Source organism: Amycolatopsis sp. NPDC114503, from assembly GCF_055633655.1.
The window spans coordinates 40,742-57,721 of sequence record NZ_JBVKDT010000020.1; the positions used below are offsets into that span (position 1 = coordinate 40,742).

Annotated in this window: 13 protein-coding genes; 6 read left to right on the forward strand and 7 right to left on the reverse strand. The window is 69.2% G+C overall.

Translation table 11 applies throughout. The features are described 5' to 3' along the window. Window positions 1-7 precede the first annotated feature (7 nt). Together ACZ7OI_RS45920 and ACZ7OI_RS45925 are read right to left on the reverse strand one after the other, a co-directional pair. Window positions 8-1,189, reverse strand: coding sequence for a glycosyltransferase (locus ACZ7OI_RS45920; protein ID WP_470270403.1), 1,182 nt, complete (start codon window positions 1,187-1,189; stop codon window positions 8-10). Window positions 1,190-1,283: 94 nt separating this feature from the next. Beyond that, window positions 1,284-2,030 carry a hypothetical protein gene (locus tag ACZ7OI_RS45925; protein WP_470270404.1) on the reverse strand — a complete coding sequence of 249 codons (747 nt, stop codon included), beginning with the start codon at window positions 2,028-2,030 and terminating at the stop codon, window positions 1,284-1,286. A gap of 224 nt (window positions 2,031-2,254) precedes the next feature. Between ACZ7OI_RS45925 and ACZ7OI_RS45930 the strand changes: the two genes are divergently transcribed. Together ACZ7OI_RS45930 and ACZ7OI_RS45935 are read left to right on the forward strand one after the other, a co-directional pair. Then, window positions 2,255-4,549 (forward strand): glycosyl hydrolase family 95 catalytic domain-containing protein, encoded by a 2,295-nt coding sequence (locus tag ACZ7OI_RS45930; RefSeq protein ID WP_470270405.1) that lies wholly within the window; start codon window positions 2,255-2,257, stop codon window positions 4,547-4,549. Between the two features lie 20 nt (window positions 4,550-4,569). Next, a complete protein-coding gene (locus ACZ7OI_RS45935) occupies window positions 4,570-6,858 on the forward strand; it encodes a glycosyl hydrolase family 95 catalytic domain-containing protein (RefSeq protein ID WP_470270406.1) in 2,289 nt (762 codons plus the stop codon). A gap of 1 nt (window position 6,859) precedes the next feature. Here ACZ7OI_RS45935 and ACZ7OI_RS45940 read toward each other — a convergent pair whose 3' ends face one another. From ACZ7OI_RS45940 to ACZ7OI_RS45960, 5 genes are all read right to left on the reverse strand, one after another. After that, window positions 6,860-8,590: an FAD-dependent oxidoreductase gene (locus ACZ7OI_RS45940; RefSeq protein WP_470270407.1), complete on the reverse strand. Its 1,731-nt coding sequence runs from the start codon at window positions 8,588-8,590 to the stop codon at window positions 6,860-6,862. Next, complete coding sequence (locus ACZ7OI_RS45945) at window positions 8,587-10,503, reverse strand: maleylacetate reductase and hydroxyquinol 1,2-dioxygenase domain-containing protein (RefSeq protein ID WP_470270408.1); 1,917 nt, start codon at window positions 10,501-10,503, stop codon at window positions 8,587-8,589. The genes ACZ7OI_RS45940 and ACZ7OI_RS45945 overlap by 4 nt, the downstream gene beginning before the upstream one ends. Before the next feature lie 94 nt (window positions 10,504-10,597). Then, window positions 10,598-11,479 carry an AraC family transcriptional regulator gene (locus ACZ7OI_RS45950; protein ID WP_470270409.1) on the reverse strand — a complete coding sequence of 294 codons (882 nt, stop codon included), beginning with the start codon at window positions 11,477-11,479 and terminating at the stop codon, window positions 10,598-10,600. A gap of 42 nt (window positions 11,480-11,521) precedes the next feature. Then, window positions 11,522-12,346, reverse strand: a complete 825-nt coding sequence (locus tag ACZ7OI_RS45955) for an NAD-dependent epimerase/dehydratase family protein (RefSeq protein WP_470270410.1) — start codon at window positions 12,344-12,346, stop codon at window positions 11,522-11,524. A gap of 84 nt (window positions 12,347-12,430) precedes the next feature. Beyond that, the gene (locus ACZ7OI_RS45960) at window positions 12,431-13,228 is read right to left on the reverse strand and encodes an IclR family transcriptional regulator (RefSeq protein ID WP_116199354.1); all 798 of its coding nucleotides are present in this window, start codon (window positions 13,226-13,228) and stop codon (window positions 12,431-12,433) included. A gap of 129 nt (window positions 13,229-13,357) precedes the next feature. On the opposite strand from ACZ7OI_RS45960, the gene ACZ7OI_RS45965 reads away from it, so the two are divergent. The 4 genes from ACZ7OI_RS45965 to ACZ7OI_RS45980 all read left to right on the forward strand — a co-directional run bounded on the left by ACZ7OI_RS45965 (window position 13,358) and on the right by ACZ7OI_RS45980 (window position 16,976). Then, window positions 13,358-14,290, forward strand: coding sequence for a 5-dehydro-4-deoxyglucarate dehydratase (locus ACZ7OI_RS45965; RefSeq protein WP_470270411.1), 933 nt, complete (start codon window positions 13,358-13,360; stop codon window positions 14,288-14,290). After that, window positions 14,290-15,546, forward strand: coding sequence for a glucarate dehydratase family protein (locus ACZ7OI_RS45970; RefSeq protein WP_470270412.1), 1,257 nt, complete (start codon window positions 14,290-14,292; stop codon window positions 15,544-15,546). Before ACZ7OI_RS45965 ends, ACZ7OI_RS45970 begins: the two co-directional genes overlap by 1 nt. A 4-nt stretch (window positions 15,547-15,550) precedes the next feature. Further along, window positions 15,551-16,699: a cupin domain-containing protein gene (locus tag ACZ7OI_RS45975; RefSeq protein ID WP_470270413.1), complete on the forward strand. Its 1,149-nt coding sequence runs from the start codon at window positions 15,551-15,553 to the stop codon at window positions 16,697-16,699. Between the two features lie 151 nt (window positions 16,700-16,850). Continuing rightward, window positions 16,851-16,976 (forward strand): hypothetical protein, encoded by a 126-nt coding sequence (locus tag ACZ7OI_RS45980; RefSeq protein ID WP_470270414.1) that lies wholly within the window; start codon window positions 16,851-16,853, stop codon window positions 16,974-16,976. Window positions 16,977-16,980 lie beyond the last annotated feature (4 nt).

The following is a 16,980-nucleotide window of genomic DNA, read 5'->3' on the forward strand; positions in this document are numbered from 1 at the left end:
CTCAGGGCTAGCCGGTCTTCGCGTAGGCCTCGGCGAGCGGCACGACTCCGTCGACGGCTTCCATGCCTGCGCACTCCTGCCGGACCGTTTCGGACGCGGCCCGGCGCGCGGGATCGTGCAACGCCCGCAGTGCCGCGGCGGCGACCTGGTCGGCGGTGATCTCGTCCCCGCCGAGCGGGATTGTCAGTCCGGCCGCTGCCGCGCTCGCGGCGTTGAGGGGATGCTCGGCGCCGAGGACGAGGGACACCATCGGCACGCCCCGGTAGATCGCGCCGAGCATCGTGCCCAGACCGGCATGGCTCACGACGAGCGACGCTTTGGCCAAGGCGTAGGCCTGCGGCACGAAACGCTCGACGCGCATCGTGGGCGAGACCGGGCCGATAGTGTCCGGATCGACGGTGTTCCCGACAGTCAGCAGGACATCCGCGTCGAGCCCGGCGAGCCCGTCGATCACCGCCTGGCGCGGTTTGCGGCTGCGGTTGAAGACTGTTCCGAATGTCGCGTAGACGAGCGGACGGTCGCGGCCGAGCGCGTCCAGCCACGCCGGGCCCGGGCCGTCCGGCTGCTCGGCCAGCGGAAGACGGAAGTGCCGCAGATTCGTGCCCTTCCCGGCCCCGGCGAACCACGACGGGGGCAGGCCGGTGAGCGTCAGCTGCTGCTTCCACACTGTCTCGGCGTCGTCGAGTTCGAGACCGAAGGTCTTCGCCGCCGTCCGGCAGCGGTCGAGCGTCCGCGGCCAGTCGATCACCGTTCCCCAGCTTCGAGCGTCGGCGGGCAGGGCCGACCACGACGCGCAGATCACCGGAATGCCCGCGACCCGGCCGGCGAGCGTGGCCCCGTTCTCCGCGAACTCGCGGATCAGCACGTCCGGCCGCCACGTCTCGAACGACGCCAGCAGATCGCGGGTCGCGGCCGGATTCCACCGTGTCCAGCTGACTTCGTTCGCGTACTCCAAACCTTGGCCCCGGCGGGCGAAATCGACGAATTCGGGGAAGGTTGCGTCCACCTTCTCCCAGGTGAAGTTCTCGCCGACGGCGGTGAAGCCGAACCCGGCGTCCTCGACCGCCCCGGCGAACGCCGCGCTGCTCGCGACTCGCACCTCGTGCCCGGCCCGGCGGAACGCCGCGGCGTAGGGGACCATCGGATCGAAATGCCCGTGTCCTGGCTGGGTCGTGAGAAGAACGCGCATCGAGCCCCTCCGGTCAGCGGTGGCTCCAGCGTACCGAATCGTGAAGCGGACGAATCGCCGATTCTCCTTGTACGGAGCGGGCCAAGGACCCGGCCTAACGGACTTCGTTTCTTGCGGTTGAGGTCTCGCCGGGAGCGGGAAGCGCGGAATCCGTTTCCTCGATCTCGCTCTTGGCACGAATCTCGTCGAGGACGGTCGCCGGGCTGGTCAGCAAGTCCGGACGGCGGAGAAGGACAAGCTGCTGAGCGGGGCTCAGTTGCTGGACGACCAGCACTCCGTCCGTCTTCACGATGAGCAGCGCGCCAATTCTGAGCACGGCGTTGGAATACGGCGACAGCGAGCTCAATACGGGTGCCAGATTCGACATCATGGTCGAGGTGACGTTGGCATCGGTGGCGTGAACCAGCCTGGCCGCCGCCGCGTGCGTCGCGAGTTCCTGGATGTCCTGGCCTGCCGGAGACTGGGAGAAGTAGACGAGTTTCGCGCGCATTTGCCGGAACCAGGACTTGACGACGGGGTTGCCCCGGTCGAAGATCTGGCCGTTCAGGCGGTTGACGAATTCTTCGACCGACTTCTCGACGCGCGGGGCGCCCTGCTTTCTGTCAAGGTAGACGGAAACGCGGATCGCCTGTACCTCCAATTTTCCGCGCTTTTCTTCTGTTTCTTGGAGAACTTCGGTCCAGGTGCTCGAGGAGGGGGCCCGATCCGCTTCGTCGCTGTGGCGATGCTGGGGCTCGGTCGAGCGTTCACGCGGGCGCAGGTCGGCCGCGCCCTTTGCGGTTCGGATTTCGGGTGCTGTCTCTGATGCTGCTTCCCGGTTCCCGCTCTCGCTGTTGCTCATGGGGGTTGCGCGCTCTTCCCCGGCCGCCGGCAAACGGACTGTCCGCTCCGGCGGATCGGCTTCCGCGACGTCACATACGTGAACGCGCACCGGTCGGATCCCAGTCATCGGATGTCTGTGCGGCTTTCTGAGTGAACAACCCTGGCTTTTGCCTGTCCTGTCTGGATATATTCCGCTCACCTCGCGCTCAGCGGGGCGAAACGTAATATGAATCCGGAGGCGTCATGGTCGGGGTGTCGCGGCGGACGGTGCTTCGCTCCGTATCGATCGCCGCCGGGGCGGCGGCGTTCGGCGGGCTTTGGGCGCAGGGTGCGCCGCCCGGATCGGCCGCGCAGCGCAGCCCGCATCGAGATGTCGCCATGGACGCGCGGATGCGCTGGCAGCGGCTGCCGAAGAACTGGCAGGAAGCGCCGTTCCTGGCCAACGGCTACCTCGGTGTCCAGGCCTACGCCGGGCAGACACCACAGGTGCTGAAGTTCATGCTCAGCCACACCCAGGTCCAGGACCAGCGCATTCAGTGGGAAGCGGGAATCGGGCTGTCGCGGCTGCCGATCGGCGCGATCACGCTCACCTTCGCGGGAGCGATCACCGGCGTCGACTGGACCCTCGATCTGTACAACGCCGAACTCGGCGGCACGATCACCACCACGCGCGGGCAGGTCGCGTTTTCCGCGGTGGTGCACAACGATCTCGGCGTTCTGCTCGTCTCGCTCGATCCGAGTGCGGGCGAGTCAGGGGCCACGTGGGGCTTCGCGCCGTTGGTGTCGGCGACGACCCGGACCGTGCGCAAGCCGCCGGAGTACACCGCGAATCCGGAGCCCGAGCAGACCGACGGCTACTGCGCGCAGCCGTTGACCGCTGGTGGCGGGTATACGACGGCGTGGCGGGAGAAGCGAGTCGGCACGAAGCGGTTGTTCGCGGCGGCGGTCGCGTATTCCTTCCCGCGTTCCACGCACACGCGCGACGCCGTGTCGCTGGTCGGGCGCACGCTCGCGATGAACCCGGATCTGCTGCTCGCCTGGCATCGCCGCTGGTGGAACGACTTCCACCAGCGCAGCTTCGTATCCGTGCCGGACAAGCAGGTGCAGCGCTTCTACTGGATCCAGCTGTACAAGATCGCCTCGGCGACCCGCAGGGACGGCCCGGTGACCGCCGAATGGGGGCCGTGGTTCCCGGAGGTCGGCAACAGCTGGACGGCGGTGTGGTGGAACCTGAACGTCCAGGTCACCTATCCCATCGTGAACAGCGCCAACCATCCCGAGCTGGACGCGGTCACCGAGACGTTCCGCCGCGACCACGCGAACTTGGAGGTGTCGGTCCCGCCTGCTTACCGGGACGGAGACACGTACGCGCTTTCGCATCCGGGGGACTGGCGGCTGCGGCCTGGCGGCGTCCGGACGGTCGGCGTTCCGGGGACGACGTCCAAAACGGACCAGACCGGGAACCTGTTGTGGGGCTTGCACAATGTCTGGCTCGCGTACCGGCACCACCTCGACCAGTCGGTGCTGCGCGACGTGCTGTACCCGACGCTCGCGAAGGCGCTCAACTTCTACCGGCACTTCCTCTTCACCGGGCCGGACGGGCTCCTGCATCTGCCGCTCACCCGATCGCCGGAGTACGCCGACGCGTCCGACTGCACCTATGACCTGTCGTTGATCCGCTGGGCCGCGACGACGTTGGTCGACTCCGCGCGGATCCTGCGGCTGAACGAGCCGCGGGTGCCGATGTGGCGGGAGATCGCGGCGAAACTCGTTCCTTACCACGAGGATCCGGCCGACGGCGTGCTGATCGGCGACGGTGTGCGGCTCGCTGATTCGCACCGGCATTTCTCGCATCTGCTCTGGCTGTACCCGTTGCGGGAGCGGAACTGGGAGCGGCCTGCCGACCGGGACATCATGACCCGCACCTTCCGGCATTGGTCAGCGGACCAGTCGGCCTGGCACGGCTACAGCTACGCGGCCGCGTCGTCGATGAACTCGGTGATGGACCAGCCCGAGGAAGCGTTGCGGTACCTGAAGTTCTTCCTCGACCGGAACGTCGTCGCGGACACCGAGCTGACCGCGAACACGATGTACCGCGAGGGATCGAACTTCGCCATCGAAAGCCCGATCACCGCGGCACAGTCCGTTGTGGACATGGTGCTGCAGGGTTCCGGGGGAGTGGTGAAGGCGTTCCCGTCGGTGTCGGCGAAGTGGCCTGACGCGTCGATCGCCGGGCTGCGCACCGAGGGCGCGTTCCTGGTGGACGCGTCGCGGCGGCGGGGAGCGACGGAGTTCGTGCGGGTGCACAGCGAAGCGGGTGCGCCGCTGGTGCTGGACCACGGTATCGACGGGGACATCGACGTGCGCGACGAATGGGGCCGGCGGTTGTCGTGGCGTCCGGTGGGGCCGCGGCGGATCACGCTGGCGTTGCGGAGGGGCGGCACGGTCACCGTCACCCCGCGCGGCGCCCGGCCGGACTTCGGGCCGCGTGACGTTCCCTCACTCGGCACCGTTCCGGCGTGGGGTTTGCCTGACTAGAAACGAGGAGGTTGGCGGACATGGACATCTCGCGCCGGACAGTGCTCGGCGGAGCACTCGCGGGGATCGCCGCCGGAGCGGTCGGGCTGTCCCCGGCCGGCGCGGCGGAGACGAGCGGCGACAGCGTCGACTGGGCGGGTTTCCTGGCGACCGCGGACCTGCGCTGGCGGCGGATGCCGAAGACCTGGTACGAGGGACCGTTCCTGGGCAACGGTTTCCTCGGCTCCGGCATCTACGCCGAACCCGGCCGCAACGCGGTCCGCTTCAACGTCCAGCACAGTCAGGTCCAGGACCACCGGCCGCAGTTCGGGTCGCTGTTCGGCCTGGCGCGGCTGCCGATCGGGTACTTCACGCTCGAACCGGTCGGCGCGATCACCGGTCTCGACTGGCGGCTCGACGTCTGGAACGCCGAACTGGCCGGCACGATCACCACTGCGGCGGGCAGCCTGGAGCTGCGCGCGATCGTCCACACCGGACAGTCGTTGCTGGCGGTGGAGGTGCGGCCGTCGGAGGGCGAGCGCGGGTTCCAGTGGGTGTTCCATCCGGCGAAGGCGATCAGCCCGCGAGCTGATCCGGTGTGGAAGAAACCGCCGCCGGACGGATATCTGGAGAATCCGCCGGTCCAATTGCAGCAGGCAGGCGACGCGCATCTCGCGGTACAGCCGCTGCTGGCTGGCGGCGAGCACGTGACGGCGTGGCGTGAGGTCGCCCGGGGCAGCGCGCGGACGCTGTACACGTCGGTCGCGTGGTCGCATCCGGAGAAGACCTCGACGGCCCGGGCATTGCACACGGTGCGGCGAGCCCCCGCGCTGGACGTGCTGGCCTGGGACCACCGCCGTTGGTGGCACGACTACTACCGGCGCAGCTTCCTGTCCATTCCGGACACCCGGTTGCAGAGCTTCTACTGGATCCAGCTGTACAAAGTGGCGTCGGCGGCCCGCCGGGAAGCGCCGGTGATGGCGACCTCCGGTCCCTGGCTGGAAAACACGCCGTGGCCCGCGACGTGGTGGAACCTCAACGTGCAACTGGAGTACTGGCTCATCCAGGGCTCCAACCATCTCGAACTCGACGCGGTCAGCTACGCGCTCGGCAAGTACCGGGATCGCTTGACCAGCCAGGTCGCGAAGCCCTACCAGTCCGATTCCGCGGGCATCCCGCGCACGACCGACATGACGCTGCTCAACGGACTCGCCGATTCGACCAGCGGCTACCCGGTCGGCATTCCCGGCCAGGACACCCCGACGCCCGAGGTCGGCAACCTCACCTGGGCGCTGCACAACGTCTGGCTGACCTACCGGCACACCATGGATCGCCAGCTGCTGCGCGACACGTTGTTCCCGTTGCTGCGCAAGGCAATCAACTACTACCTCCACTTCCTCGCCCCAGGCCCCGACGGGCGACTGCATCTCCCCGCGACCTTCTCGCCCGAGTACGGCGTGAACGCACCGGACACCAACTACGACCTCGCCCTGATCCGCTGGGGCTGCAAGACGTTGCTGGACACCGCGCGCGAGTTGCGCATCGCCGATCCGCTCGCGGGAAAGTGGCAGCAGGTCCTCGCGACGCTCACCGACTACCCGGCCGACGAGAACGGCTACATGATCGGCGCGGGCGTCCCGTTCGCGAAATCGCACCGGCATTACTCGCATCTGCTGCAGATCTATCCGCTGTACGAGATCACCTGGGAACAGCCGGAGCATCGCGAGATCATCGAAACCTCGCTCAACCACTGGGTCGGCTTCGAAGGCGCGTTGCAGGGCTACACCTTCACCGGCGCCGCATCGATCTCCGCCCAGATGCTCCGAGGCGAGAAAGCCGCGTATTACCTCGGCGAACTGCAGAAGCGTTACATCCAGCCGAATACGATGTACAAGGAATCCGGCCCGGTCATCGAAACGCCGTTGTCGGCGGCGAAATCCGTGCAGGACATGCTGGTGCAGAGCTGGGGCGGCGTGCTCCGGCTGTTCCCGGCGGTACCGGCCGCGTGGGGCGACATCGCGCTGCGCGACTTCCGGACCGAAGGCGCGTTCCTGCTGAGCGCCTCCCGCGCCGGCGGGAAAACGCGCTGGCTGAAGGTGCACAGCGAGGCTGGAGCGCCGTGTGTCGTGCGGCCGGGGATCGACGGCGAGCTGACCGTGACGGACGCTTATGGCCGTCCTCGACGGTGGCGGCGGTTGGCCAATGGAGATGTGCAGGTTGACCTTGGGCGTGGTCAGGACGCGTATGTGTACCGCCGCGGCGACAGGCCGGACTTTACGGTCCGACCGGTCGCGCCGGGCGGGGCGAGCGATCCGTGGGGGATGCCGTGAGCTAACGGTCGAGGAGGCTGCGGAGTGCGTCCGGCAATCCGGTTCCGGAGGTGGCGTGACGCCAGGCGATGTAGCCGTCCGGACGGATCAGGAGGCAGCCGCCTTCCTCGACACCGCTGATCCGCGCCCAGTCTCCGTAGGAATCGCGGGCCTCGGGCGAACCGATGGTGACGACCCTCAAGTCCAGTCCGAGGTCCGCAGCTGCTTTCGCGGCGGCGTCACGCCAGGCGTCGCCGGTGAGTCCAGTGAGGACAGTCCACCGGCCGCGGCCGACAAGGTCCAGTGTGGACACTCGGCGACCGTCTTCGTTGACAAGCCAGACATGCGGCAGTTTCGCGCCAGGCGTGGTCGTCGGCCGGTGGTACAGCTCGGGATCTCGTTCCACCCCGGGCTCGGCGCCATCCGGGAGCACCGCTGCAGAGACGTATCGCTGATCCATCTCCACGCCGTGCGCGTTGAACTCGTAGTTCTTCAGCTCGATCGCCGCCCGCAACTGCTTCCGCCGCAACGACCCGTCCTCGGTCGCGGCGGTACAAGCGGCGAGACCGGCGGTGATGGCGTCCGAGTCGGTGTCGCCGTCGACGCCGAGCGCGGCGAAGATCGGCCCGAACTGGTCGCGGCTGAGGTTCGCCCGGTCCACGATCTGCTTGCCGACCGGGGCGCGTTCGGCGCTGTAGCTGTCGAGAAGTCCTTCGCCCGCCTCGCCGCGGACGACCATCGCGAGCTTCCACGCCAAGTTGTACGCGTCCTGTACCGACGTGTTCGACCCGAGCCCGTTGGACGGCGGATGCCGGTGCACCGCGTCGCCCGCGCAGAAAACGCGGCCGGACGAGTACTGCGTGGCGTAGCTGTGGTTGACCGTCCACAGTGAAGTCGAGGTGATCTCCACCGGCAGGCGCGGATCGCCGACGAGGTCCCGGACGATCCGCGCCGCCTCCGCGCCATCGACGTCGGGCGGCGGCTGCGCGATGTCGTAACCCCAGGTCAGCAGCCATTCGTTCCACGGCCGGACCATCCGCACCAGGCCCATCCCGATGCCGCCGAGATGCGCGCCCGGCCGCATCACCCAATACAGCACGCTCGGCCGGTGCGCGACGTGCTCGGCGAGATCGGCGGTGAAGGTGATGTTCATGCTGCCGGCCTTGCCGGACTGGCCGTCGATCGGCAGCCCGGCCTGCTCGGCGACGCGGCTGCGGGCGCCGTCCGCGCCGATCAGATAGCGGGCGCGAAGCGTGAACTCGTCGCCGCGAACCCGGTCCAGCAAGCGCGCGGTCACGCCGTCCGCGTCCTGGGTGAAGTCGAGGAATTCCGTGTCCAGGCGCAGTTTCGCCCCGCGAGCGGCGGCGTTCGTGACCAGGATCGGTTCCAGATAGGTCTGCGGCAGGTCGATCATGTGGCAGGGGCTCGCCGCGGCGTACTCGGTCGCGGAGCGATCGGCGGTGCCCCAGCTGGAGATCCGGCCGATTTCTTCCCCGGCGAGCGACGTGCACAGCACGGTGTCGCCCATGAGTTCCGGGGGAGTGCCTTGCGCGAGCGCTTGGTCTTCGATGCCGAGGTCGCGCAGGACCTCCATCGTCCGCTGGTTGGTGATGTGCGCGCGCGGGGTGTGCGCCGTCCAGCCGTATTTGGTCGCGAGCACGGTGCGGACGCCGTAGGTCGCGAGCAGCAGCGCGGCGGAACCGCCTGCCGGGCCGCTGCCGACCACGAGGACATCGGTGTCATAACCGGTCATGCCGGGTTCCCGGGGGAGATGCGGAAGGCGAAATCGAGACGGCGCCAGGGTTCGCGCCCGTCCGGCGCGGGTCCGGTCTGCTCGGCGAAGTCGACGATGAGGCCGTCCTTCACGCCGAACACGGTGTCCGAGTCGAGGTAGTCGCCGCCGCGCACGAACAGCTGCGTCACGAGCGTGCGGTAGCCGGGTTTGGCGATCATGAAATGCACGTGCGGAGCGCGGAACGGATGCCGCTCGACGGCGGCGAGCATCTGGCCGACCGGGCCGTCGTCCGGGATCGGGTACGCCGACGGCACGATCGTCCAGAACCGCAGCCTGCCTTCGGCGTCGGTGCGGAACCGGGCGCGCAGCACCGGACCGTCCAGATCGGGCAGCTGGACGTCGTAGAAACCGTCCTCATTGGACTGCCAGACGTCCACGACCGCGTCCGGCACCGGGGTTCCGTCCGGTTCAGTCACCTGGACATCCGTCCACAGTGGAGTCCCCGGCAGTCCTTCGGCGAGATCCGCGCCCTGCTCGGTTTCCGGCGGGCCCTCGACGTAGAACGGGCCCAGCACGGCCGACGGCGTGGTGTCCGGCGTGCGTGAGTTCGTGAGCACGTCGACCACGCTCGAAACGCCGAGGGTGTCCGACAGCAGAATGAACTCCTGCCGCGTGTCCGAGCTGATCTGCCCGGTGCGGGTGAGGAATCCGATCGCGTACTCCCACTCCTCCTGAGTGAGATCGGTGCGCACGACATAGGAATGCAGCGTGCGGACCAGCTCGGACAGCAGCTCGCGCAACCGAGGGTCCGGTGTGCTGGCGAAGCTGTCCACCACTTCCTGCGTGAGCCCGCGCAGATCAGGTGGCGTGCCTTCAACGGCTGTCGGGCGGGTGCCGGACCACGCGTGCCGCAGCAAGTCTTCGATGCCTTCGCGAGTGAGCTCGCGCGGATTCGGATACGGCGCGGCGGTGGCCAGCTCGGCGGCCTTGGCGAGATCTCCTTCGGCAAGACCGATTTCGGCCAGCGAACGCGGTACCGGCAGGCTGGCGATCAGGTCGAACACCGCAGTCGGAGCGTCCGGGGCACCGAGTGCTTCGGAGATCCGCCGCATCGCGTCGGCGGCGTTCGGCGCGTTGTACGCCATGGCGTGCGGGAGGACGATCGTGTGCGTTTCCGCGTGCGGCAAACCGAAACTGCCGCCGAGCGTGTGGCAGAGCTTGTGGTGCAGGCCCATCCCGACCGAACCGAGGCACGAACCGGCCAGCCAGGCGGCGCGCAACGCGTCGGTCCTAGCGTCCACATCGGACGGATCAGCGGCGATTTTCGGCAGCGCGGCCGCGAGCAGCCGGATGGCTTCCAGCGCGAACTGGTCGACGATCGGGTTGGCCTGCGCCGAATAGAGCGCCTCGACCGCGTGCGCCATCGCGTTGACGCCGCTGGTCAGCGAAGTCGGTACGGGCAGGCCGAGCGTGAGGTCGACGTCGTACACGACCACCTCGGGCAGCACCTTCGGCGACGACTGGGTGGTCTTGCGGCCGTTCTCGGTTTGGCCGACCACCGGCGTCATCTCCGACCCGGCGTAGGTGGTCGGCACGATGATCTGCGGGAGGTCGGTGCGCAGTGCGAGCGCCTTGGCGAGCCCCGTCGCGGACCCGCCGCCGATCGCGACGACACAGTCCACGGAATGCTCAGTGACCAGGGCGAGCGCGCGTTCGGTGACCTCGACCGGGGTGTGCATGGCGGGCTCGCCGAAGCGGGAGGCGAGCAGCGGGCCGAGGGCGGCGGCGGTCCGGTCGGCAGCGGCGGTCGCGGACTTTCCGGCTACCAGCAGCACACGCCTGGCATCGAGCCGCTGCACCTCGTCGGGGACGACGGCGAGCGTGCCGCTGCCGAACACGACCCGGGCCGGGTTGGCGGTGTAGGTGAACATCGACGGTCCTTCCACGCGAGTACGTCGAGTATCCGGGCGGAGGGGAGACCGCGCCTGCACAGACGTGCTGAGCGGGCTGCACGAAACGCGCGCGTCAGCCGTCCCGGCGAAGCGCGGCGGGCGTGGTGCCCAGGTGCGCGCGCAGCACTCGGGTGAGGTGTTCCTGATGGGAGAAACCGCAGCGCACGGCGATGTCCGCGATCGGTTCGGTGCCGGTCCGCAGCAGCAACCCGGCCTGATCGACGCGCAGCCGCAGGAGATACCGGTGCGGCGGAAGGCCGGTGCGCGCCTTGAAACGGCGGGCGAACCGGCTGACGCTCAACCCGGCCGCCGCGGCCAGTTCGGCCAGCCCGAGCGGTTCGGCCAGGCGTTCGTCCATCAGCTCGCGCACCTGGGCGAACTGCCGGTCCGTCAAAGCCTCGACCGGCCGCGCCGCTGCGGGCACGCTCCGCCCAGAACGGTGCTGCCGCGCGAGCTGCGCGGCGACGAGAGTGCTGAGCTGGTCGGCGTACGCGCGAGCGCCGGGCTCCCAGTCCCGCACGACGCGGTCGAGCGTGAGAACGAGCTGTTCGAGCAGGGGATCAACACAGCCGAGTTCGTCGGCCAGCTGGATCGGAGCGTCCGACCCGGCGGCCTCCTGCACCGCCGAATCCGGCAGGTAGACGTGCAGCGTGTCCAGTTCGCCGCCGAGTTCCACCGACAGTTCCTGGTGCGACGGCTGGAGAAAGAGCCCGCCCGCCGGGATCCGCCTGCTGCGCTCGCCGGGCGATCCGACGCCGCGGCGGACGGTGACCGGACCGGCCAGGTGCAGGATCAGCTGGTGCGTGCGGGCAGGCCCGAACTCCGCGCGGTACGGCCGTTCGCGCTGTTTGGACAGGTAGATCCGGTCCCAGCCGAGACCCGCGCTGGTGCGTTCCGGGCGGATCCACGGCAGGGAAAGGATGCCGTTCGTGTCGCCACGCCCCAGCTCGCCCACGGCTTCCTCCTCTTCGAGGGTCCCCGTGGGCGAGGGTACCTCTCAGAGCGGGTTGAACACGCCCAGCGGCGCGGTGCAGAACGGCCCGCCGACGTACTCGGCGGCCGCCCCGGTCGGCGCGGGCTTGTCCGCCAGCTGGTCGGCGTAGACCTCGGCGTTGTCGTGGGACTTGTAGCCGAGCGCCTCGGCCTCGGCTAGCGAGTAGACGCGGCGGGTGTTGTCCGAGACGCCCCAGATCATCCGGTAGCCCGGCGACGGCGCGCTCAGGCACGCTTCGAAAAGCCGGGCCCCGTCGTCCGGCGACAACCAGCTGGTCAGGCCGCGGATGCCCAGCGGCAGCGGGGTCTCGAAGCACGAGCCGATGCGGATGACGATCACGTCCATGCCGAACCGCGAGGCGTACAGGCTGCCCAGCGCTTCGATGGCGGCTTTGCTTACGCCGTAATAAGTGTCCGGGCGGGTGCTGGAATCGGCGGGCAGCCCGCTCTCGCCCGCGTCGGCGTTCCGGCGGAAGCCGACGGCGTGGTTGCTCGACGCGAGCACGACCCGGCGGACGCCGGCTTCGCGGGCGGCTTCGAGGACGGTGTGGGTGCCGTTGATGTTGACGTCGAGGGTGGCGTCCCACGACGCTTCGCGGCTGAGCCCGCCCAGGTGGATCACCGCGTCCGCGCCCGCGCAGGCCCCGGCCATCGCTTCGGGGTCGGTGACCGAGCCGGTCACGATTTCGACCGCTTCGCCGTCCTCGGCGGCGGGCTGCTCGGCGAGGTCGAGCAGCCGCAGCACTCGGCCTTCACGGCGCAGCCGCGGCCGCATCAGGGTGCCGACGACGCCGGCCGATCCGGTGATCAGCACACGCTGGTCTGGCATGGATTTCCTCTCACGAAAGCCTCGTGCGTGCCGATGCCGGTTCTAACCGGCACGAACACTCACGAGACGCACGGGTGGCGGCGGTCAGCGGATTCCGGCGCGGCGCAGCTGCTGGCCGAGCTCGGCGGTGGTCTCGGCCAGCAGTTCGCCGACGCGTTCGACGTCGGCGTCGGTGACCTTGCCCAGCGGCATCGAGCAGCTCATCGCGTCGGTGCCGGGAATGCGGTACGGGATCACCGCGGCCACGCAGCGCACGCCGAGGGTGCCCTCTTCGATCTCGGCGGCGTACCCGCGTTCCCGGGTGCGCGCGAGGTCGGCGTGCAGCGCGTCGAGCGTGGTGATGGTGTTCGGGGTGAGCGCGACCAGTTCCTCGGGCATGAGCGCCTCGACCTCTTCGTGGGTCAGCTCGGCGAGCAGCGCCTTACCCAGCGCGGTCGCGTGCGTGGGCAGGGTGCGGCCGACGCGCGAGATCAGGTGCGTGGAGTGCTGCGATTCGCGCGTCTCCAGGTAGACGACCTCGGTGCGGTTGCGGCGCGCGAAATGTGCGGTGAAGCCCGTCTTCTCGCGGATGCGCTCTAAAGCTTCGGTGGCGTAGGGGACGATCGCGTCGCGGTCGAGGTACGCCGTGCCGCAGATCAGCGCGCGCACGCCGAGCCGGTAGCGCGCGGAGTTCGCGTCGGCCTCCAGCCAGCCCGCGTCCAGCAGAGTGCGCAGGAGTCCGTGCAGACTGGAGCGAGGGAATCCGGTGCGCGCATGGAGATCAGACAGCGACAGCCACACGTCGTTCGCGGCGAACGTCTCGATCAGGTCGATGGCGCGCCGCGCCGACTTCACGCCCGCGGACTCCGCGGGAGCGGTGGCGGGGTCTGTCTTCTGCGCCATGCGCGTCCTCCAACCGGGCCGTTGACTTGTGAGTCCGGCCATATTAGCGTCCCGAACAGCGTTCTTGTGGGTGAACATAGTCACGATAACAGACTCCATTCAAGAATGTGAACATTGGAGCAGAAACTGATGGCACAGACCGAAATCGAGCTGGACGGCTTGCTGGCGTTCCCGCTGACCCCCTTCACCGAAGACCTCGAGCTCAACCTCGACGGGTTCGCGGAGAACGTGGAGAGCCACATCGCCGCCGGTGCGGGCGCGCTGTTCGTCGCGTGCGGCACCGGGGAGTTCAGCTCGCTGTCGGTCGACGAGGTCGCCGCGCTGCTGGCGAAGGCGCGCGAGGTCGCGAACGGTCGCGTGCCGGTGTGGGTGGGCGCGGGCGGCGGCGCGGCCACTGCGCGCGCGGGCGTCGCGGCGGCGCAGGCGGGGAAAGCCGACGGCGTGCTGCTGCTTCCGCCGTACCTGGTCACCGGGCCGCAGGAGGGGCTGGTCGACTACGTGCGCTACGCGGTCGGCGACACTTCCGTGCCGGTGATCGTCTACCACCGCAGCACCGGCGTCTTCACCGCGCCGGCGGCGGCGAAGCTGCTGGACATCCCGTCGGTGGTCGGGATCAAGGACGGCTACGGCGACGTCGAAGCGATGACCCGGATCGTCACCACGATCCGCGCGCTCGGCACGCAGCGTTCCGCGGACTTCTTGTTCTTCAACGGTTTGCCGACCGCCGAGGTGTCCGCGAAGGCGTACGCGGCGGTCGGCGTCGCGCGCTACTCCTCGGCGGTGCACTGCTTCGCGCCGGAGATCGCGCACCGATTCCACCGCGCGCTCGCGGAGGAAGACAACGCGACGATGGATGCGCTGCTCGCCGGGTTCTACCTGCCGCTGGTGGCGTTGCGCGACGAGACGCCCGGCTTCGCGGTGTCGCTGGTCAAGGCCGCTGCCCGGCTGCGCGGCGACAAGGTCGGCACCGTCCGGCCGCCGCTGATCGAGCCGACGCCCGAGCAGATCGACCGGCTGGGCAAGGTCGTCGAGAACGGTTTCGCCGTGCTGAAAGGCCTCTGATGAAGATCCGGGACGTGGTGCTGACCCCGGTCGCCTTCGCGGACGCGCCGCTGCTCAACGTGATGGGCGTGCACGAGCCGTTCGCGTTGCGCAGCGTCGTGCAAGTGGTGTGCGACGACGGCGTGGTCGGCCTCGGCGAGTCGTACGGCGACGCGGCGTTCCTCGGCGAGGTGCGCAAGGTGCTGCCGGAACTGGCCGGACACGACATTTTCGACCTGCCGGGCCTCAAACGGATCGTCGCGCGAACGCTGGCCGGAACGGTGCTGACCGACGAGCACGGCCTGATCGGCGGGTTCTCCATCCGCAAGACAATCGCCAGCGTGTACTCGCTGTTCGAGGTCGCCTGCCTGGACGCGCAAGGACACCTCCTCGGCCGTCCGGTCGCCGACCTGCTCGGCGGCAAAGCCCGCGATGCGGTCGACTTCTCCGCGTACCTGTTCTACAAGTACGGCGCGCACATCGGGGCCGAGGAGGACAGCTGGGGCGACATCCTCACCCCGCAAGCGCTGGTCGGCTCGGCGAAGCGGATGGTCGACGAGTACGGGTTTCGCTCGATCAAGCTCAAGGGCGGGGTTTTCGCGCCGGAGCAAGAGATCTGGGGGATTCGCGCGCTCGCCGAAGCTTTCCCCGGGCATCCGCTGCGCATCGACCCGAACGCGGCCTGGACGCCCGAGACGAGCATCCGCGTCGCCGCCGAACTCGACGGCGTGCTGGAGTACCTCGAAGACCCGACGCCGGGCATCGAGGGCATGGCGCAGGTCGCACGCGAGGCGAGCATGCCGTTGGCCACCAACATGTGCGTCGTGAACTTCGGCGACGTGGAGCCCGCCTTCCGGGCGCGCGCGATCGGCGTTCTGTTGTCCGACCACCACTTCTGGGGCGGAATGCGCGACACCCAGGCGTTGTCGGTGGCCTGCGCGAGCTTCGGCGTCGGGCTGTCCATGCACTCCAACAGCCACCTCGGCATCAGCCTCGCCGCGATGGTGCACGTCGCCGCGGCGACCCCGCACCTGACGTACGCCTGCGACACGCACTGGCCGTGGAAGACTGCCGACGTGATCGAGCCGGGCGTGCTGAACTTCGTCGACGGAGCGGTGGCGGTGCCGGACCGGCCCGGGCTCGGGATCGCGCTGGACCAGGACGCGCTCGCCAGGGCGCACGAGGACTATGTCCGATGTGGACTGACCAAACGGGACGATGTGACGTACATGCGCAAGTACACGCCGGGCTTCGAGCCGAACACGGCGAGGTGGTGAGCCGGTGAAGGTGACCGGATACGCGTATCCGTGGGACGTGCTCGGCGAGACCGCGTTCGCGGAGCGGGTGCGGGACCTCGGCGTGGACGAGGTCGCGGTGGCTTTGGCCTACCACAGCGCCCGCGCCGCGACGCCGTGGTCGACGGACCAGACGTCGGTCGTGGCGCGGACGGCCGCGCTCTACCGGCCCGTCCGCGCGGAGGCGTGGGAGGGCCGCGAGCTTGTCCCGGCCACGCCGGACTGGGTCTCGGGGGAGGACAGCGGCGGCGAGGCGGCCCGGCGGCTCAACGACGCCGGAATCCCGGCTGCTGCGTGGATCGTGCTCACGCATAACTCTCAGCTGGGCACCGAATTCCCGCAGTACGCCGTGCGCAACTGCTTCGGCGAGACGTACCCGTGGGCGCTGTGTCCGGCGCAGCCCGCGGTACGCGAGTACGCGGCGACGCTGACTGCGGAATCCGTTGCGGGGCTGAAGCTTTCGTCGGTGCTGCTGGAGGCGTGCGGCCCGCTCGGCAGCGTGCACCAGCACCAGCACGAGAAGACCGACGGCGTGTGGGCTCCTGCGACCGCACGACTGTTGTCGATCTGCTGCTGTGACGCTTGCACGGAGGGCTGGACCGGTCTCGACCCGTCGGACGTCCGCGAGACCCTGCGTGCCGAGGTGCAGCGGCTGATCGCGACGGCGGATTTGTCGGTGGCCGAGGATAGACTTCCGGCTGAGTTGAAGGAAAAGCTGCTTTCCGGGCGGCAGCACGCGACCGATGCGTTGCGTGCTGCGGTTCTGGCGGTGCTGGAGCCGGGGACGCGGATCGTGCTGCACGGCGCGCTCGACCCGTGGGTCACCGGCGCGCTGCCCGGCCTGACCCCGACGGCCGCCGACGACGCCGAGACGGTGGTGCTGCAGAACTGGGCACCCGGTCAGGGCAGTGTCGACGCGGTTGCCGCCGCTCGGCAGGCGTTGCCGGAACGGGTCGCGATCGGCAGCTACATCACCGCGGTCGCGGCGAGCGCGGTGCCGGACATCGAGGCGTACGTGCTCGAGCTGGCCAAGGCCGGCGCGACCGAACTGCACCTGTACCACCTGGGCCTCGCCGGGCCTGCACGCTGGCCGGACCTGCACGCCGCCACCGCCGCCGCGCACTCGGCGTCCTGAACTGTTTGACGAGGAGATCCATTGAGCCGCGAAACTTCCGCTATGGAACTGGAAAGCGTGCTGGCGGCTGCCGGGTCGTTGGCCGGATCGGGCGAGTGGCTGGCCGTTGCCGTGCACGCGGTGTCCTGAACCTGTTTGAGTAGGAGACGCATTGAGCCGCGAAATCTCTGTCCCGGAAGGGGCAAGCGTGCTGGCGGCCGCCCGGCGGATCGTCGAAAGCACTCCGGCTGACCGGGCCGGGTGGCACGCCGCCGCTGCCGCGCACTCGGCGTCCTGAACTG